14 protein-coding genes are annotated in these 17,574 nt (G+C 68.9%); 11 read left to right on the top strand and 3 right to left on the bottom strand.

Features of this window, described 5'->3' with window-relative positions; translation table 11 throughout:
- Positions 1-2: 2 nt before the first annotated feature.
- From AC3RCE_RS07805 to AC3RCE_RS07775, 7 genes are all read left to right on the top strand, one after another.
- Complete coding sequence (locus AC3RCE_RS07805; RefSeq protein WP_218293867.1) at positions 3-794, top strand: type IV pili methyl-accepting chemotaxis transducer N-terminal domain-containing protein; 792 nt, start codon at positions 3-5, stop codon at positions 792-794.
- 73 nt (positions 795-867) lie between these two features.
- Entirely contained in the window at positions 868-1,266 is a 399-nt protein-coding gene (gene nirD, locus AC3RCE_RS07800) for a nitrite reductase small subunit NirD (protein ID WP_218294442.1), read from the top strand.
- Positions 1,267-1,387: 121 nt separating this feature from the next.
- A complete protein-coding gene (locus AC3RCE_RS07795; RefSeq protein WP_492254863.1) occupies positions 1,388-4,225 on the top strand; it encodes a nitrate reductase in 2,838 nt (945 codons plus the stop codon).
- Between the two features lie 173 nt (positions 4,226-4,398).
- The gene (gene ybiB / locus AC3RCE_RS07790) at positions 4,399-5,322 is read left to right on the top strand and encodes a DNA-binding protein YbiB (RefSeq protein WP_492254862.1); all 924 of its coding nucleotides are present in this window, start codon (positions 4,399-4,401) and stop codon (positions 5,320-5,322) included.
- A complete protein-coding gene (gene cobA, locus AC3RCE_RS07785; protein ID WP_492254861.1) occupies positions 5,319-6,140 on the top strand; it encodes a uroporphyrinogen-III C-methyltransferase in 822 nt (273 codons plus the stop codon). The genes ybiB and cobA overlap by 4 nt, the downstream gene beginning before the upstream one ends.
- A gap of 207 nt (positions 6,141-6,347) precedes the next feature.
- Complete coding sequence (locus AC3RCE_RS07780; protein WP_218293863.1) at positions 6,348-7,061, top strand: methyl-accepting chemotaxis protein; 714 nt, start codon at positions 6,348-6,350, stop codon at positions 7,059-7,061.
- A 181-nt stretch (positions 7,062-7,242) separates the two neighbouring features.
- Positions 7,243-8,682: a cellulase family glycosylhydrolase gene (locus AC3RCE_RS07775; RefSeq protein WP_492254860.1), complete on the top strand. Its 1,440-nt coding sequence runs from the start codon at positions 7,243-7,245 to the stop codon at positions 8,680-8,682.
- 65 nt (positions 8,683-8,747) lie between these two features.
- On the opposite strand, the gene AC3RCE_RS07770 is transcribed toward AC3RCE_RS07775, so the two are convergent.
- Positions 8,748-9,236 (bottom strand): acyl-CoA thioesterase, encoded by a 489-nt coding sequence (locus tag AC3RCE_RS07770; protein ID WP_218293861.1) that lies wholly within the window; start codon positions 9,234-9,236, stop codon positions 8,748-8,750.
- 102 nt (positions 9,237-9,338) lie between these two features.
- Here AC3RCE_RS07770 and AC3RCE_RS07765 point away from each other — a divergent pair, with 102 nt between their 5' ends.
- Positions 9,339-10,472, top strand: coding sequence for a sterol desaturase family protein (locus tag AC3RCE_RS07765; protein WP_492254859.1), 1,134 nt, complete (start codon positions 9,339-9,341; stop codon positions 10,470-10,472).
- A 19-nt stretch (positions 10,473-10,491) separates the two neighbouring features.
- On the opposite strand, the gene AC3RCE_RS07760 is transcribed toward AC3RCE_RS07765, so the two are convergent.
- Positions 10,492-10,980 (bottom strand): DUF4124 domain-containing protein, encoded by a 489-nt coding sequence (locus AC3RCE_RS07760; RefSeq protein WP_218293859.1) that lies wholly within the window; start codon positions 10,978-10,980, stop codon positions 10,492-10,494.
- Between the two features lie 144 nt (positions 10,981-11,124).
- On the opposite strand from AC3RCE_RS07760, the gene AC3RCE_RS07755 reads away from it, so the two are divergent.
- From AC3RCE_RS07755 to AC3RCE_RS07745, 3 genes are all read left to right on the top strand, one after another.
- Positions 11,125-12,327: an ABC transporter substrate-binding protein gene (locus tag AC3RCE_RS07755; protein WP_492254858.1), complete on the top strand. Its 1,203-nt coding sequence runs from the start codon at positions 11,125-11,127 to the stop codon at positions 12,325-12,327.
- Positions 12,328-12,408: 81 nt separating this feature from the next.
- Positions 12,409-13,665 carry a BaiN/RdsA family NAD(P)/FAD-dependent oxidoreductase gene (locus AC3RCE_RS07750; protein ID WP_492254857.1) on the top strand — a complete coding sequence of 419 codons (1,257 nt, stop codon included), beginning with the start codon at positions 12,409-12,411 and terminating at the stop codon, positions 13,663-13,665.
- 100 nt (positions 13,666-13,765) lie between these two features.
- Entirely contained in the window at positions 13,766-14,080 is a 315-nt protein-coding gene (locus AC3RCE_RS07745) for a hypothetical protein (RefSeq protein ID WP_218293856.1), read from the top strand.
- Between the two features lie 28 nt (positions 14,081-14,108).
- On the opposite strand, the gene AC3RCE_RS07740 is transcribed toward AC3RCE_RS07745, so the two are convergent.
- On the bottom strand, positions 14,109-17,387 hold the full coding sequence (locus tag AC3RCE_RS07740) for an EAL domain-containing protein (protein ID WP_492254856.1): 3,279 nt from the start codon (positions 17,385-17,387) through the stop codon (positions 14,109-14,111).
- Positions 17,388-17,574: the final 187 nt, after the last annotated feature.

Below are 17,574 nucleotides of genomic sequence, written 5' to 3'. Positions count from 1 at the left end.
CCATGCAACGCAGAACCCTCCTGACCGCCGCGGCCTGTGGCGCCCTGGCCCCGCTGGGCAACGCCCACGCCCAGGTCACCGACCTCAACGACGCCATCAACAAGGCCGGGCGCCAGCGCATGCTGAGCCAGCGCGTGGGCAAGGCCTGGCTGGCCCTGTCCCACAAGGCCGACACGCCCACGGCGCGCCAGGTGCTGGGCCAGTCCATCGCGCTGTTCGAGCGCCAGCTGGCGGAGCTCAAGGCCTTTGCGCCCTCGCCCGCCATCCGCGAGACCTATGTGAAGCTGGAAACCGCCTGGGCCGCCCACAAGGTCACGCTGGCGGCCGAAACCTCGTCCGCCGACAACGCCAGCGCCATGCTGCAGGCCGATGCCAAGGTGCTGGCCCTGGCCCATCAGGGCACCACGCAGTACGAAGCCGCGCTGGGCAAGCCCGTGGGCCAATTGGTCAACGTTGCGGGCCGCCAGCGCATGCTGAGCCAGCGCATGGCCAAGTTCTACCTGGCCGCCATGCTGCCCGTGGACGCGGCCACCGCCACCACCGAGATCGCCAAGGCGCGCGGCGAATTCATCGCCGCCACCGAGCTGCTGCGCAACGCCCCCCAGGCCACCAGCCGCATCCGCCAGGAGCTGCAGCTGGCCGACGGGCAGTGGGTGTTTTTCGACGCCGCGCTGCAGCGCATGCAGGGCGGCGGCAACGTGAACCGCCAGGTGGCCGAGGTGTTCGTGGCCAGCGAGAACCTGCTCTCCAGCATGGACCGCGTGACCGGCCTGTACGCCGCGCTTTCCGCCTGAGCCCGGCTGTTCGTCCGGTACCCCGTCCCACGGCCCCGCAACACAAAAAATCGAAGGAATCATCGCCATGACCATGACCACGACCACCCCCGCCGACTGGAAGCTGATCTGCCGCGTGGACGACATCCCCGAGCTGGGCTCGCGCCGCGTGGCGCGCCCCCAGGGCCTGGACGTGGCCGTGTTCCGCAACGACGCCGGGGGCGTGTTCGCGCTGCTGGACCGCTGCCCGCACAAGGGCGGTCCGCTGTCGCAGGGCATCGTGTTTGGCACCCACGTGGCGTGCCCGCTGCACAACTGGACCATCGGCCTGTGCGACGGCCAGGCCTCGGCGCCCGACGAAGGCTGCACGCCGCGTTTCGCCGTGAAGGTGGAAGACGGCAGCGTGTACCTGGACGCCACGGAACTGGCCTCGCACGCGCTGGACCTGGCACGGCCGCTGGCCGGGCCCGCGCGGCGCGGCGTGGCGGCGTGAAGAAGAAGCCCCGGAGCCAGCTCCGCGCCAGAAGGCCTGTCGCCCGAAAACGCTAACAAATTCATAGCTTTCAGCGCTTACCACACAAGCGCTGGAGCACAAAAACACCGGAATCCACGCCATGCAAGAAACCAAATCCACCTGCCCCTACTGTGGCGTAGGCTGCGGCGTGATCATCGAAAGCGACGGCCCCCAGATCACCGGCGTGCGGGGCGACCCGGACCACCCCGCCAACTTTGGCCGCCTGTGCACCAAGGGCTCGACCCTGCACCTCACCGCCAGCAGCCCCATCACGCTGCAGACCCGGTTGCTGCAGCCGCAGCAACGTCTGCAGCGCAGCGATGCTCCACGCGCCATCTCATGGGACACGGCCCTGGGCCTGGCCACCGAGAAGTTTGCCCACACCATCCAGCAGCACGGCCCCGACGCCGTGGGCTTCTACGTGAGCGGCCAGTTGCTGACCGAGGACTACTACGTCTTCAACAAACTCGCCAAGGGCCTGATCGGCACCAACAACATCGACACCAACTCGCGTCTGTGCATGAGCAGCGCCGTGGCGGGCTACAAGCAGACGCTGGGCGCCGACGCACCGCCCGCCTGCTACGACGACGTAAAACACGCGCAGTGCCTGTTCATCGTGGGCAGCAATGCGGCCTGGGCGCACCCCATCCTGTTCCGCCGCATCGAGGACGCGCGCGCCGCCAACCCCGGCATGAAGGTCATCGTGGCTGACCCGCGCCGCACCGACACGGCCGGCATGGCCGACCTGTTCCTGCCCATCCAGCCGGGCAGCGACGTGATGCTGTTCAACGGCATGCTGCACATCATGCTGTGGGAAGGCTGGATCGACGCCGCCTACATCGGCGCGCACACCACGGGCTTCGACGAACTCAAGGCCCTGGTGCGCGAAGCCACGCCCGACCGCGTGGCCCAGGTGTGCGGCATTTCGGTGGCCGACCTGACCACGGCAGCCAAGTGGTTTGCCACGTCCAAGGCTACGTTGAGCCTGTACTGCCAGGGCCTCAACCAAAGCAGCAGCGGCACGGCCAAGAACGCAGCGCTCATCAACCTGCACCTGGCCACCGCGCAGATCGGCAAGCCCGGCGCGGGCCCGTTCAGCCTGACCGGCCAGCCCAACGCCATGGGCGGGCGCGAGGTGGGCGGCCTGGCCAATCTGCTCAGCGCCCACCGCGACCTGGCCAACCCGCAGCACCGCGCCGAAGTGGCCGCGCTGTGGGGCGTGGCCGATGTGCCCAGCAAGCCCGGCAAGACGGCGGTGGAGATGTTCCAGGCCGCCGCCGATGGTGAGATCAAGGCCCTGTGGATTGCCTGCACCAACCCCGCGCAGAGCATGCCCGACCAGGCCACCGTGCGCCGCGCACTGCAGCGCGCCGAGTTCGTGGTGGTGCAGGAGGCCTTTGCCACCGCCGCCACCGCGCAGTACGCCGACCTGCTGCTGCCCGCCACCACCTGGGGTGAAAAAACCGGTACCGTGACCAACAGCGAGCGCCGCATTTCGCGCGTGCGCTCTGCCGTGCCCGCCCCCGGCGAAACACGCCACGACTGGGCCATAGCGGTGCAGTTCGCGCACCAGCTGGAGGCCCGCCTGCGGCCCGGCCAACCCACGCTGTTCCCCTACGCCACTGGCGACGCCGACCAGGGCGCCGAAACCGTGTGGAACGAGCACCGCGAAAGCACGCGAGGGCGTGACCTGGACATCACCGGCCTGTCGTGGGAGATGCTCGAATCCCAAGGGCCACAACAGTGGCCGCTGCCCGAGGGCGCCACCACCGGCAAGGCGCGCCTGTACGAAGACGGCGTGTTCCCCACCGCCGACGGCCGCGCACGTTTTGCCCCGCACGCCTGGTTGCCCACGGCCGAACAACGCGAATCGCGCTACCCCTTCAGCCTGACCACGGGCCGCCTGCGCGACCAGTGGCACGGCATGACCCGCACCGGCACGCTGGGACGCCTCTTCGGCCACGTGGCCGAGCCCAGCGTGCAGCTGCACCCGCAGGACATGGAGCGGCGCGGCCTGAAGAACGGCGACCTGGTCTATGTGACGAGCAAGCGCGGCACCATCGTGGTGCCCGCGCAGGCCGACACCACGGTGGGCCTGTCGCAGGCCTTCATGGCCATGCACTGGGGCAGCGAGTTCTTGAGCGGCTGCTCGTCCACCGGAGAGCGCTTGGCAGGCGTGAACGCGCTCACTACTTCGGCCTACTGCCCCACGTCCAAGCAGCCCGAGCTCAAGCACGCGGCCGTCAAGGTCCTCAAGGCCGAGCTGCCCTGGACGCTGCTGGCCATGGCCTGGCTGCCCGCCAGCAGCGCCCAGGCCACGCGCGAGGCGCTGTCCGCGCTGATGGCGCAGTTTCCGTTTGCCAGCTGCGTGCCCTTCAGCAACAACACGCCGCTGGGCGAACCCGGGCGCGAGCGCGTGGGTGTGCTGCTGCGCGCCGCCGCGCACGAAGCCCCGCCGGACGCCACGGTGGAACACATCGAAGCCCTGATGGGCCTGGCCACCACCGACACGCTGCGCTACGCCGACAAGAAACGCGGCCAGCGCCGCGCCGCGCGGCTGGCACGCCACGGTGACACCACAACGCTCGAAGGCATCGTGCTGGCGGGCGACACCAGCGCCGAGGGCTGGCTCAAGACCCTGCTGCAGGAAGAACTGCCCGCGCAGACCTACGGCCGCCTGCTGCTGGTGCCCGGCGCCAAGGCCCCCGTGGCCGTGCAGTCGCGCGGCAAGTCGGTGTGCACCTGCTTCAACGTGACGGACACCGCCATCACCGCCGAGCTGGCGCGCTGCCACGGCACCGACGACGACCGCCTGGCCCAGCTGCAAGGCAAGCTGCGCTGCGGCACCAACTGCGGCTCGTGCCTGCCCGAACTCAAGCGCATGGTGCGCGCCACCGGCCCATTGGCGTCCAAGCCCCTGGCGCAGGCCACCATATAACCAAAAGTTCTCTGGGTTGCAGGAAAATAGCGGCTCAGTTCCCCCTAGAACCCCCACAAGGACTTGTGCAACAGGGCTCCAGCTAGGCATTTTCGGCGCAGACAGTACGCCTGTACGGCAAGCCGAAATAACGACGCTGGAGCCCTGTTTCACAAGTCCCGCAAAAAAACACCATGGGCATCAGTCAGTACATCAAAGAGATCGGCCGTGGCGCGCGCGGCGCCAAGCCGCTCGCGCGCGCGCAGGCCACGGATCTGTTCGGCCAGGTGCTGGATGGGCAGGTGAGCGACCTGGAGATCGGCGCCTTTTGCCTGGCCATGCGCATCAAGGGCGAGACCTCGGAGGAGATGTGCGGCTTCCTGGATGCCACGCACCAGCGCCTGGCCCTGCTGCCCGCCACCGACCGACCGCTCATCGTGCTGCCCAGCTACAACGGTGCGCGCAAGCTGCCCGTGCTGACGCCGCTGCTGGCCCTGCTGCTGGCGCGCGAGGGCCTGCCCGTGCTGCTGCATGGCATGCGCACCGAGGCGCGCCGCATTCTGGCATCGGATGTGCTGCTAGCGCTGGACGTACCTGCGCTGACAGCTCCTGAAAAGATAGCAAATGGCACGGTGCGCCACATCCATACCCAGCACCTGCACGCGGGCCTGGCGCGCCTGCTGGCCGTGCGCGAGGTGGTGGGCCTGCGCAACCCCGGGCACAGCGTGGTCAAGCTGATGAGCCCGTGCGCGGGGCCCTCGGTGGTGGTCACGGCCTACACCCATCCTGAATACTTCGAGATGCTGCAGACCACCTTCCACACGCTGGACATGAGCGCGCTGCTCTCGCGCGGCCTGGAAGGCGAGGTCGCCACCGACCCCCGCCGCACGCCCCGCTACGACGGTTTCGTGCACGGCGTGCACAAGGTGCTGGAAGCGCAGCAGCCCGGCACGGCCAGCGAGGTGCCGGGCCTGCCGGCCGAGATCGACGTCGCCACGACCGCCACCTACACGCGCCGCGTGCTGGCGGGTGAGTTGCCGGTTCCACCCGCGATTGCGCGCCAGGTGGAACATATCTTGCAACTTGCCGATCAAACAGTTTCGGAGACATCCCCATGAGCCGCCCCACACCCCCCGCCACCCTGCCCCCCTCCAAGCCCCACCTGGGCACCGGCGGCAGCTGCACGCTGGTCGGCGCGGGCCCGGGCGACCCGGAGCTGCTGACGATCAAGGCCCTCAAGGCGATCCAGGCAGCCACCGTGCTGCTGGTGGACGACCTGGTGAGCGATGCCATCGCGGCCCACGCATCTCCAACGGCACGCATCATCTACGTGGGCAAGCGCGGCGGCTGCAAGAGCACCCCCCAGGCCTTCATTGAAAAGCTGATGCTGATGGCGGTGAACGAAGGCGAGAACGTCGTGCGCCTCAAGGGCGGCGACCCGTTCATCTTTGGCCGTGGTGGTGAAGAAGTGGAGCACCTGCGCGCAGCGGGTGTGCCGGTCACCGTGGTCAACGGCATCACGGCGGGCCTGGCGGGCCTGACCTCGCTGGGCGCGCCGCTCACACACCGTGAGCATGCCCACGGCGTGGTCTTCGTCACCGGCCACGCCAAGCCCGGCGACGCGGGCACCGACTGGCGCCAGCTGGCCGCCACGGCCCGCGACGCCAGGCTCACGCTGGTGATCTACATGGGCGTGAGCGGTGCTGCCACCATCGAGCAGGAGCTGCTCACCGGCCTGCCGGCCGACACCCCCGTGGCCATCATCCAGCACGCCAGCCTGCCGCACCAGCGGCAGGCCGTGACCACGCTGGGAGCGCTGCATGCCACCATCACCCACGAAGGGCTGGCCAGCCCGTCGGTGATCGTGGTGGGCGATGTGGTGCGCGGCGTGGCCCTGGCATCGCAGGACGCTCCCCTGGCGCGCCGCGCCGTGTAGGCCGCGGACGCCACGCCGCCTCCCCACCGTCCCGGGGCCCCCGCCCCGCCGCACCGTGCGCCCCGCCGCCAACGGCACGCCGCTGGCGGTGCGCCGTGGCCACGCCTCATCCCATCGTTCCCCCGCACGGCGGCCATCCGGCGGCCACGCGCTGGCCCGGCTATTGCTTGAAGTATGTATCTGAATGCAATGAGCACAAGGACCACCATGGCAGCCTATTCCCTCTCCCCACGCCCGGGCACGTCCGCACCGCCTTCCACCCTGCCCATGCCTTCGCCACCGGCGGCACGCGATGCCGAGATGTCGCTGGTCAACCTCGCCGCCCGCCAGCGCATGCTGTCCCAGCGCATGGTGCTGCAAACCGTGCTGGCCGCCGGCGGCAGCGACCTGCACCTGAAGGCCGCGCGCGGCACCCTGGCCCTGTTCACCGCCAGCCAGGCCCGGCTTGTGGACACACCCCGCCATTTCAACGCTCCCGACGCCGACCGCATCCGCAAGGTGTATGGGCAGCCCGGAGGCGTGGGCACCGTCATCGATGCCTTTGCCCAGCAGGTCGCCACCGCGCTGGACCTGACGGAGCGCCGCAGCCCACGCGTCGAGGAAGTGCTCGCGCGGCTGGTGGAGACCACCGACGGCGTGCTGGAGGCACTCAACACCGCCACCACGGTGTTCGACCAGGTGGGCAAGGCCCAGTCCGAAACCCTCATGAAGGAACTGGCGGGCATCGTGGAGTCCATCCAGACGGTGGCCCGCGAGGCCAAGGTGGTCAGTTTCAATGCGCAGGTCATGGCGGCGCGCGCGGGCCAGCACGGGCGGGAATTTGCCGTGGTGGCGAACGTGCTTTCGGGCATCACCCACGAAATCGACGGCCTTTCGCTGCAGGCCGTGTCGCTGGCAGGCCGCACCCGCAACGCGGCCTGACCCCCATTCCGCAAAGATGGTGCGAACGTCCCGGAAGACCGCGAACAGCCTCTTACAATTGGCATCCATGGAAACGCCGCCGGTGCGCGGAGCGCCCACACTGCGAGAGCGCAGGCCCGCCCGCCAGGGGCCTGCCCGCTGACTGCCAGACACAACACCATTTTCGGGAGATGCGCGAGCCATGAAGATCACCACCCTGTGCAAGAGCCTGGCGTTGGCCGGCTGCCTGCTGGCCAGCGCCAGCGCGGCCTGGAGCTACGAAATCAACGCCGGCAAGGTGCTGGACGGTGCGGGCAAGGCCATCCAGCTGCGCGGCGTGAACTGGTTTGGCTTCGAGACCAACAACCATGTGGTGCACGGCCTGTGGGCACGCAACTGGACCGACATGATCACGCAGATGCAGGCGCAGGGCTTCAACGCCGTGCGCCTGCCCTTCTGCCCCGCCACCTTGCATGGCTCCGCCACGCCCAGCAGCATCGACTACGGCCGCAATGCCGACCTGCAGGGCCTGTCGGCCATCCAGGTGATGGACAAGGTCGTCGGCGAGCTGAGCAACCGCGGCATGTATGTGCTGCTGGACCACCACACCCCCGATTGCCAGACCATCAGCGAGCTCTGGTACACCCCGGGCTACAGCGAGCAGCAGTGGATCAGCGACCTGACCTTTGTGGCGCAGCGCTATGCGGGCGTGCCCGGCGTGATCGGCATCGACATCAAGAACGAACCCCACGGCGCGGCCACCTGGGGCACCGGCAACAACGCCACCGACTGGAACCGCGCGGCCGAGCGCGCCGCGGCGGCCGTGCTGCAGGTGGCGCCCCAGTGGCTGATCGCGGTGGAAGGCATCGGCGAAAACCCCAGCTGCTCGGGCGGCAACGCGCACTTCTGGGGCGGCAATCTGGAACCCCTGGCCTGCACGCCGCTGAACATCCCGGCCAACCGCCTGCTGCTGGCGCCGCACACCTACGGGCCGGACGTCTACGTACAGCCCTACTTCAACGCCTCCAACTTCCCGAGCAACATGCCGGCCATCTGGGACCAGCATTTCGGCCAATTCGTGCAGGCGGGCTATGCCGTGATGCTGGGCGAGTTCGGCGGCAAGTTGGGCCGTGGCGATGCGCGCGACGTGCTGTGGCAGAACGCGCTGGTGGACTACATGGTCGGCAAGGGCATGCGCAGCGGCTTCTACTGGTCGTGGAACCCCAACAGTGGCGACACGGGCGGCATCCTGGACGACGACTGGACCACCGTGCGCGCCGACAAGGTCCAGTTGCTGCAACGGCTGTGGGGCGATGCAACCACGCCCACACCCACGCCAACCCCTACGCCGACTCCGACCCCCACCCCGACGCCAACGCCCACCCCGGCCGCGAACTTCTCCGTCCTGCAGACGACGGACAGCGACTGGGGTTCCGGCTATTGCCAGCGGGTCCAGATCGTGAACACGGGCACCACCCAGGGCAACTGGGCCATCACCGTCCCGGTGAGCGGCACCGTCAACAACCTGTGGAACGCCACCTGGTCCCAGGCGGGCAGCAACCTCAACGCCTCTGGCGTGGACTGGAACAAGACGCTCTCTCCCGGAGCGGCGGCCGAATTCGGCTTCTGCGCCGTCCGCTGATCATCACCCCGCGCCGCCGTCGCGCGGCGGCGCACATACCTCCAGCCAGCCCGTCCATCAAGCCGTCAGGTGCCCGCCGACTCGCGCACCTGCTGGAAGCGTTGCGCCAGCTCTTTGCGCAGCGCCTTGCGCAGCAGGGCCGCTTCCCAGCGGCGGCGTTCGTCAGCCGTGGACGGCGACAGTGCCGGCACCGTCACCGGCTTGCGCGATTCATCCACCGCCACCATGGTGAAAAAGCAGCTGTTCACATGGCGCACCACCTGCGAGCGGATGTCCTCGGCCACCACCTTGATGCCGATCTCCATGGACGATGACCCCGTGTAGTTCACGCTGGCCAGGAAGGTCACCAGCTCACCGACATGGATGGGCTGCAGGAACATCACCTGGTCCACGCTGAGCGTGACCACGTAACACGCCGAATACCGGCTGGCGCACGAATAGGCCACCTGGTCCAGCAGCTTGAGAATGGCGCCACCGTGCACATTGCCCGAGAAATTGGCCATGTCGGGCGACATGAGCACGGTCATGCTGAGTTGGTGGGAAGGGATGTTCATGCCGCGATTCTAGGGGCCGCACCGTCTCGGCGGCACAACGCCACGGCCGCTACACTCCCGCCACACAAGCCAGTTCAAGGCACCTGGTGCCGGAGGGAAAACATGCTCGAAATCGACAAGCTCAATGAATTCACCGAAAGCCACGGCGCGCTGCGCACGGGGCGCGGACTGGTGTCGGGCGTGATCGCGCTCACGCTCGCGATCCTGTGCTTCCTGGGCGTGCTGGCCTTCCACTTCCCCGAATACCTGACCACGCCACAGCTGCGCAAGAGCTACGACGTGACGGTGATCCGCACCATCATGCTGGCGGCCATGGCGATCGCGGGCGGCATCTCGCTGGTCAACATCCTGCTCAACCGCTCGCGCTGGCTGGCCACGTTTGCCTTCGCCATGGTGGCGCTGGCCGCCTTCCTGGGCGGCCACAAGGTGGAGGTGGACCCGAACTTTCCCGACAACACGCCCTACATCGGCCTGGACTGGTTCATCCTGGACCTGCTGGGCAGCTCGCTGATCTTCATCTTCATCGAGAAGCTGTTCGCGCTGCGCAAGGACCAGCCCATCTTCCGCGCCGAGTGGCAGACCGATTTCCACCACTTCATCGTGAACCACATGGTGGTGGGCTTCGTGCTGCTGGCCACCAACCTGCTGGTGCACAAGTTCTTCGGCTGGGCCGCCAACGACGGCATCCGCGGCTGGGTGCAGGGCCTGAACTTCTGGGTGGCGCTGTTCCTCATCGTGCTCGTGGCCGATCTCGTGCAGTACTGGACACACCGCGCCTACCACGAGGTGCCGCTGCTGTGGCGCCTGCACGCCGTGCACCACAGCGTGAAAAGCATGGACTGGATGGCCGGCTCGCGCCAGCACATCCTGGAGCTGCTGATCACGCGCACCCTGGTGCTCGCGCCCATCTACGTGCTGGGCTTTTCCAAGGAAGTGATCGACGCCTACATCGTGGTCGTCGGCTTCCAGGCGGTGTTCAACCACGCCAACGTGAGCGTGCGCCTGGGGCCGCTGCGCTACGTGCTGGTCACGCCCAACTTCCACCACTGGCACCACAGCCAGGACCAGGAGGCGCTGGACAAGAACTACGCGGCGCACTTCGCGTTTCTCGACTACCTGTTCGGCACCGCCGTGAAAAGCACCAAGCTCTGGCCCGAGCACTACGGCGTGCTGGGCGACTACGTGCCCAACGGGTTCGTCAAGCAGTTCAAGTTCCCGTTCACCTGGAAAGGGTGAGGCGGGTTCGTCCGACGCACTACAGCTTGCCGAGCTCGGCTTCGAGCGACTTCAGCTGGTTGCGCAGCTCGTTGGTTCGCGCCTCGCACGCGGCCTTGTCCTTGTCGGCACCGGCGGCGCGCTCCTGCGCGAACTGGGAGCCTGAGGCCAGGGTGCTGCGCCGCAGCGGGCCGGCGTGGGCCACGGCGGTATCCGGCGCCGTGGCCGCACATTCCTGCTGGCTGCGCTCGACGGCCGCGCGCGCCTGGGGTACGCCCTGGTTCTGCAGATAGTGCTTGCGCTGCCAGGTCGCGCCGAAAGCGCCTTCCTTCGCGGTGGAAGGGGCAGGCTGCACGGGGGTGGCGCCCTGCATGGCGGGCCGCACCTCGACCTTCTCGCCCTGGCCCGGGCAGGGCCCGTCCTGGAACGACACCTTGCCATCGGCGTCCGTGCATTTGTTGATGGCCCAGGCCGGGGCCAGAAAGCCCAGCAGCAGCAGGGCGCAGGCGGCATAGCGGATCGGATTCATGGAACAGTCCTTGGCGGATGGATGGCGCATGCTAACGCCCCGCGCGGCCAGTCCCCCGGGCGACGGTGCTTGCGGGGAAACCCCGTGGCCGCCCGCGCGGCAACCTTCCTACCATGGGCTCCCCCTGCCGCCCCTGGAGACCCCATGCCCGTTGTGCCGCCCTCCGACGCCCGCCTCGCCCTTGCCGCCAGCGCCGCCCGCGCCCCCTTCGGCCCATGCCGCCGCACCCTGCTGTGCTGGGCCGCCGCCGCGCTGTCGCCACTGCCGGCCATGGCCCAGGCGCAGCCCCGCGCAGACGTGAGGGGCGACATCCTGATCGGCAGGTCCACCGCGCTGTCGGGCGGCATGGCACCGTTTCTGCAGCCCATCCATGAAGGCCAGGATGCCGCCATCGAGGACGCCAACGCCAAGGGCGGCATCGGGGGACGCAAGATCCGCCTGGTGACCATGGACGATGGCTTCGACCCGCGCCGCACGCTGGAAAACGCCGTGCAGCTGAGTGAAAAAGAAGGCGTGGTGGCCCTGTTCGGCGTGTCGGGCACCTCGCAGGTCATCGGGCTGCTGCCCTACCTCGCGCAGGCCAGGCTGCCGCTGATCTCCGTGTACACCGGCAGCCCGGCGGTGCGCGCGCAGCAGCACCCGTACCTGTTCACCACGCGCGCCAGCTATGCCGATGAGCTGGTCAGGATCGTGCGCAACCTGGTGGCGGTGCAGACCCTGCGCATTGCCGTCGCCTACGAGAACAACGATTTCGGCAAGCTGCTGCTGCCGCTGGTTGAAAAAACGATCGTGGCCGAAGGCGCCACCATGGCGGGCTCGCACGCGCTGGACCCCAAAGGCCAGGACGCCGCCGATGCCGCCAAGGCGCTGGCCGCGCACAAGCCACAGGCCGTGCTGCTGGTGGCGGCGGGCCCTCCGGTGGTGGCGTACGTGCGCGCCAACCGCGCACACCTGGGCGTGCCGGTGTATACCTTGTCGCTGGGCGCGGGCTCGGCGGTGCTGCGGGCGCTGGGCGAAGACGCGCGCGGCCTGGCCGTGGCACGCACGGGCCCCTCGCCCAGCCGGCCGACCATCGCGCTCACGCGGGACTTCCAGGCGTCGATGAAGCGCCACGACAAGCCCGTGGACTACGACCGCTACACCGGCTACATGGATGCGCGCGTGCTCATCGAGGGCCTGCGCGCAGCGGGGCCCGGCGTGACGCGCGCGAGTCTGGTGCAGGCCATGCAGGGGCTGGGCAACCTGGACCTGGGCGGCTACGGCTACCAGTTCAGCGCACAGAACCACCACGGCTCGAACTTCGTGGACATCGCGGTGGTGGGCTCGGGTGGCGTGTACCGGCAATAGGCACCGGTTCGAGGGGCCTACCCGCCCCGTGCGAACGCTGCGGCGACAATGGCGGCCCGCCAACGCCGCCTTCGCCCCACCGTGCCCCACGCTTCCTCCCCTCCATTCGACGTAGTCATCATCGGCGCCGGCGCCGCCGGCCTGTTCTGCGCCGCCCAGGCGGGCCAGCGGGGCCTGAAGGTGCTGCTGATCGACCATGCCGAGAAGGTGGCCGAGAAGATCCGCATCTCGGGCGGCGGGCGCTGCAACTTCACCAACCGCGACCTCGATCCCGCCGCGCCCCACAAGCACTTCGTGGGTCAGAACCCGCAATTTTGCCGCTCGGCGCTCTCGCGCTACACCCCCGCCGACTTCATCGCACTGGTGCAAAAACACGGCATCGCGTTCCACGAAAAACACAAGGGCCAGCTGTTCGCCGACCGCTCGGCCGAGGACATCATCGCCATGCTGCTGGCCGAGTGCGCGGCGGGCCAGGTGACACGCTGGCAGCCTTGTGCGGTCAAGAATATAGTGTTTTCAGCCCCTGGCGCTGATCCATCAAGCGCTGGCAGCTATCAAATTGATACCGACCGGGGCCCGGTGCGGGCGCGCTCGCTGGTGATCGCCACGGGCGGGCTGTCCATTCCCAAGATCGGCGCGACCGATTTCGGCTACCGGCTGGCGCAGCAGTTCAACATCCCGCTCATCGAACGCCGCCCGGGTCTGGTGCCACTGACCTTTGATGGCGCGGGCTGGGCGCCGTATGCGCAACTCGCGGGCTTGGCGCTTCCGGTGCAAATCAGCACCGGTGCCAAGAAAGCCCGTATGGCCTTCGACGAAGACCTGCTGTTCACCCACCGCGGCCTCTCGGGCCCGGCCGTGCTGCAGATCTCCAGCTACTGGCAGGAAGGCACGCCGCTGGCCATCGACCTCGCGCCCACGGTGGATCTGCCCGCCGCGCTGGCGCAGGGCAAGGCCCGTTCGCGCAAGCTGATTGCCAACGAGCTGGCCGCCCTCGTCCCGGGCCGCCTGGCGGACGCCTGGGCCCAGCGCGATGCCGACTGGCAGCGCCCCATCAACGAGGCCAGCGACAAGGCCCTGGCGCGGCTGGCCGAACAGCTGGCGCGCTGGGAGCTCACGCCCACCGGCACCGAGGGCTACAAGAAAGCCGAGGTCACGCTCGGCGGCGTGGACACGCGCGTGCTGTCGCAGCAGACCATGGAGTGCAAGACGCAGCCGGGCCTGTACTTCATTGGCGAAGTGGTGGATGTGACGGGCTGGCTGGGCGGCTACAACTTCCAGTGGGCCTGGGCCAGCGCCCATGCCTGCGCGCAGGCGCTGCCGCTGGCGGCGCATTGAGGCGGCGGAGGACGCCTGTGCAGGTGGCGCCCCAGGGATGGCTCCTGCACTCCGGTCAGACATACAAACAAACGCTTTACCAGCCATGGGGAGCCTCGGCATGGACGGATTCGAACGCGCGGAGAGGTGGCAAGCGGCTGCCACGGCCACGGGCGCGCTGATTGCCCTTGTGCCGGCCGCAAGCATGGCCGGGAATATCTTCATCGCGATCCTTGCGGCACTGGGCATGGGGTCGCTGGCCGGGGGCGCGGTGATGGTGCGGTGGCTGCTCACCGACGAAGGTGATGCCTACCTGCGGGCCGACTCGCGCATCTCGGGCCGTTCGACCTCTCGCCTCTCCCTGTGTCTGGGCAATTTCTCGCCAGGCGTCCTCCTGGTCGGGCTCGCCGTTGCGCTGCACATCCGGCTCGCATGATGGGGACCACGGCGGCATTGATGAGACATCATCCGGCCAGGGGGGCTGGCTGAAGGCACTCGGAAGCCAGCCCGCGCACTGGCGCGCCATGGAGCACGCAGTGCTGCAATGCCCAGGCGAGCAGGGCCTCGGGCGGCAGCGGGCGGCTGAAGTGGTAGCCCTGCAGCTCCTCGCAGTCCAGCGCACTCAGCACCTGGGCCGTGGCCAGGTCTTCCACGCCCTCGGCCACGATGCGCAGCCCCAGCGTGTGGCCCAGGGCGATGATGGCCCGCGTGATCGCCATGTCGGCGGGGTTGCTCAGCATGTCGTGCACGAAGGACTTGTCGACCTTGAGCCGGTCGATGTCAAAGCGCTTCAGATAGGCCAGGCTGGAGTAGCCGGTTCCGAAATCGTCGATGGACAGCTGCACGCCCAGCGACTTGAGCGCGGCCAGCTGCTGCTCGGCCGCGTGGGCGTTGTCCATGAGCTGCGACTCGGTGATTTCCAGTTCGAGCCGGTGGGCGGGCATGCCGGTGCGGGCCAGCAGCGCCTCGATGTCGGCCACCAGTTGCGGGTCCGCCAGTTGCGCGGCCGAGAGGTTGACCGAGATGGAGACGTCCGACAGCGGGTGGGCCGGCGCACGCCCGGCGGGATGGCCGGCGGGCGGTGCCTGCCAGCGCGCCCACTGCTCGCAGGCCTGCTGCAGCACCCAGCCGCCCATCGCGCGGATCATGCCGGTCTCCTCGGCGATGGGGATGAACTCGCTGGGCGGGATGGCGCCCAGCGTGGGGCTGTTCCAGCGCAGCAGGGCCTCCACCCCCAGCAGGCCGCCGCTCTTGGCGCTCACCCGGGGCTGGTAGTGCAGGCTCAGCTCATGGCGCTCCAGCGCGCGGCGCAGGTGCTGTTCCATGGACTGGCGGGCCAGCGCGCGCTGGTCCGTTTCGGCCGAATAGAACAGCGCCATGTCGCGGCCCGTGGTCTTGGCCTCGTACATCGCCGCATCGGCGCGGCGCATCAGCTCGTCGATGTCGCCACCGTCCTCGGGGTACACGGCGATGCCCACGCTGCATGACACATTGAGTTCATGCCCCTCCACCGGGTGGCTCTGGCGGATGAGGGGGATGAGGCGCCGCTCCACGAGCTGCTGCACGTCCTCGCGCCCGGCCACGTCGCGCATCACCACCACGAACTCGTCGCCGCCCAGGCGGCTGACGGTGTCGCGGCTGCGCACGGCCTGCGTGAGGCGCCCGGCCACCGAGCGCAGCAGCCCGTCGCCGATGTGGTGGCCCAGCGTGTCGTTGATGGCCTTGAAGCGGTCCAGGTCGATGAACAGCACGGCGACCTTCTCGCCGGTGACGCTGGACTGCGCCAGCGCCAGCTGCAGGCGCTGCACGCACAGCGAGCGGTTGGGCAGCTCGGTGAGCACGTCGTGGTGCGCAAGGAACTGGATGCGCTCCTCGCTGCGCTTGCGGTCCGTGATGTCGATGGCGATGCCGATGTGGTTGGCCACGGCGCCGCCGCCCTTGCCCTCGCGCACGGCCGACACCATGAGCCAGGCCGGGTAGGTTTCGCCCGAACGGCGGCGAAACCGCACCTCGCCCTGCCAGGACTCCTTGTCGAGCATGGTGCGGCGGATCTGGGTGGACAGGGGCTCGCCGCCGGACTCCTCCAGCAGGAAGCCCAGGTCTTCGCCCAGCACCTCGTAGAAGTCGTAGTGCGTGCTGCGGCAGAACGCCTTGTTCACGCTGATGATCTGCTGGTCGGCATTCATGATGATGATGCCCTCGGACGACGCCTCGAACACCTTGGCCCACAGCTCCAGGCGCTGCTCCATGACCTTGAGCACGTTGATGGGCGTGAAGGCCGTGAGCACCGAGTCGCGCCCCTGGAACTGCAGCCGCCGCGCCGACAGCACCGCCCAGGAGGGCTCGGGGCTGCCCTTCCAGCGCACCTCGAACTCGTCCACCGAGCCCTGGTCCGCCAGGCGCTGGAAGAAGCGCGCGCGCACGCCCGGCTCCAGCCCGGCGGCCCAGGGGTCGGTCTTGCGGTCATTGAGCCAGTGGGCGGCGGGGGCGTTGGAATGCAGCACCTCGTGCTCGGGGATGGAGGTGACGACCATGGGGATGGGGAAGGCCTCCACCAGCTCGCGCTGGGCCTCGGCCGCGCGGGCGCTGGCCGCCAGCTCCTGCTGCAGCAGGCGTTCGCGGTCCAGCTGGGCCAGCATGTCGTTGAAGGCCGTGACCAGCCGGCCGATCTCGTCGCTGCTGCTCCAGTGGGCCCGCAGGGTGTGGTCGCCGCTCTTGCGCACCTCATCGGCCACGCGCGCCAGTTGCTGCAGCGGCTTGGCGATCTGCCGGGCCACCAGCGTCACCAGAGAGAGGATGCAGCCCAGCAGCACGAGCGCGGTGCCCAGGTGCAGCCACATGCGCGCGTACAGCCCGTCCACCCGGCGGTTGAGCAACCGCTCCAGGTCGACGATGCCCACCGCCCAGGCATCGCGCAGGGCGCCCAGCACCTGCGCCTGCTGCGCCCCCACCTGGGCCAGGGTCAGGCGCGATTCGCCCGCCGCCACGCCCTGCAGCAGCGCCTGGAAGCTCTCCAGCGAGGCCTTGAGCGCCTCGCGCTGGCCCATCAGGGCCGTGCGCATCTCGGGAGAGCCCGCGATGAAGGCCTGGTTGTAGTCCGACTCGATGCCCTGCATCACCGCGTCGAGCCGGCCCACCAGCGTGAGCAGTTCGGAGGACCACTGCGGCCCGCGCCCCGCGGGCGCGGCATGGAGAAACACCACGGTGTCGTGCACCGCCTGCAGCAACTCGGGGAAGCGCAGCACCACCAGCGACATGCCGTAGTAGCTGTCCAGGTCCGGGTCCAGGATCAGGTTGGACTGGTTGCCCACGGTGGTGAGCAGTTCTCGGCCGTCGCGCAGCAGCTGGCTGCGCAGCCGGGTGAGGGACGGCGCATCGGTGGCCGCCGGCGGGTGGGCGGCCAGCTGCTGCAGCACCCCGCTGAAGCGCTCGCCCTGCTCCTCGGTATGCAACTGCTCGTCGTGGGCCGCACGCACGCCCGCCAGCCGCGCAAGAACGTCCGCCACGAGCGGCGGCTGCTGCGATGCATCGAGGAACTGCCCCATGAGCCCGTCGCGCAGCACCGCCGCATAGGTGGTGCCCACGATTTCCTTGCGCGTGAAATCGATGGCCACGTACTTTTCGTGGATCAGGATGCTGGAGACATAGATCACCGCCGACAGGTCGAGCAGATAGATGAGCATGAGCTTGCGGCCCACACTGAGGCGGCCCAGCCAGCCCGATACGCGGTGCATGAATGCCATGGTGTCTGCGGCGAAGGCCCGCCCGGGCGGATGACCCGGGCAGCCTACCGACGGTGGAAGATGAGTGTTACAACATGAAGCAATTTCCACGCCATTTCGCCGATCCGCCTGCGATGCGCCCGGTTCGCCGACGCCGAGCCCCCCGGAAAGCCGGCGCGGCCCTGCCAGGGAGCCCGTGCCGGGCGAT

Source organism: Acidovorax sp. GW823-FHT05D11 (assembly GCF_058795695.1).
This window is presented reverse-complemented; position numbering and strand designations above follow the sequence as displayed.

Coding starts and splice junctions, on each gene's coding strand:
- AC3RCE_RS07755 (WP_492254858.1), top strand. CDS start 11,125: ATGCCCGTTGTGCCGCCCTCCGACGCCCGCCTCGCCCTTGCCGCCAGC.
- nirD (WP_218294442.1), top strand. CDS start 868: ATGACCACGACCACCCCCGCCGACTGGAAGCTGATCTGCCGCGTGGAC.
- ybiB (WP_492254862.1), top strand. CDS start 4,399: ATGGGCATCAGTCAGTACATCAAAGAGATCGGCCGTGGCGCGCGCGGC.
- AC3RCE_RS07740 (WP_492254856.1), bottom strand. CDS start 17,387: ATGGCATTCATGCACCGCGTATCGGGCTGGCTGGGCCGCCTCAGTGTG.
- AC3RCE_RS07805 (WP_218293867.1), top strand. CDS start 3: ATGCAACGCAGAACCCTCCTGACCGCCGCGGCCTGTGGCGCCCTGGCC.
- AC3RCE_RS07760 (WP_218293859.1), bottom strand. CDS start 10,980: ATGAATCCGATCCGCTATGCCGCCTGCGCCCTGCTGCTGCTGGGCTTT.
- AC3RCE_RS07775 (WP_492254860.1), top strand. CDS start 7,243: ATGAAGATCACCACCCTGTGCAAGAGCCTGGCGTTGGCCGGCTGCCTG.
- AC3RCE_RS07780 (WP_218293863.1), top strand. CDS start 6,348: ATGGCAGCCTATTCCCTCTCCCCACGCCCGGGCACGTCCGCACCGCCT.
- cobA (WP_492254861.1), top strand. CDS start 5,319: ATGAGCCGCCCCACACCCCCCGCCACCCTGCCCCCCTCCAAGCCCCAC.
- AC3RCE_RS07745 (WP_218293856.1), top strand. CDS start 13,766: ATGGACGGATTCGAACGCGCGGAGAGGTGGCAAGCGGCTGCCACGGCC.
- AC3RCE_RS07795 (WP_492254863.1), top strand. CDS start 1,388: ATGCAAGAAACCAAATCCACCTGCCCCTACTGTGGCGTAGGCTGCGGC.
- AC3RCE_RS07770 (WP_218293861.1), bottom strand. CDS start 9,236: ATGAACATCCCTTCCCACCAACTCAGCATGACCGTGCTCATGTCGCCC.
- AC3RCE_RS07765 (WP_492254859.1), top strand. CDS start 9,339: ATGCTCGAAATCGACAAGCTCAATGAATTCACCGAAAGCCACGGCGCG.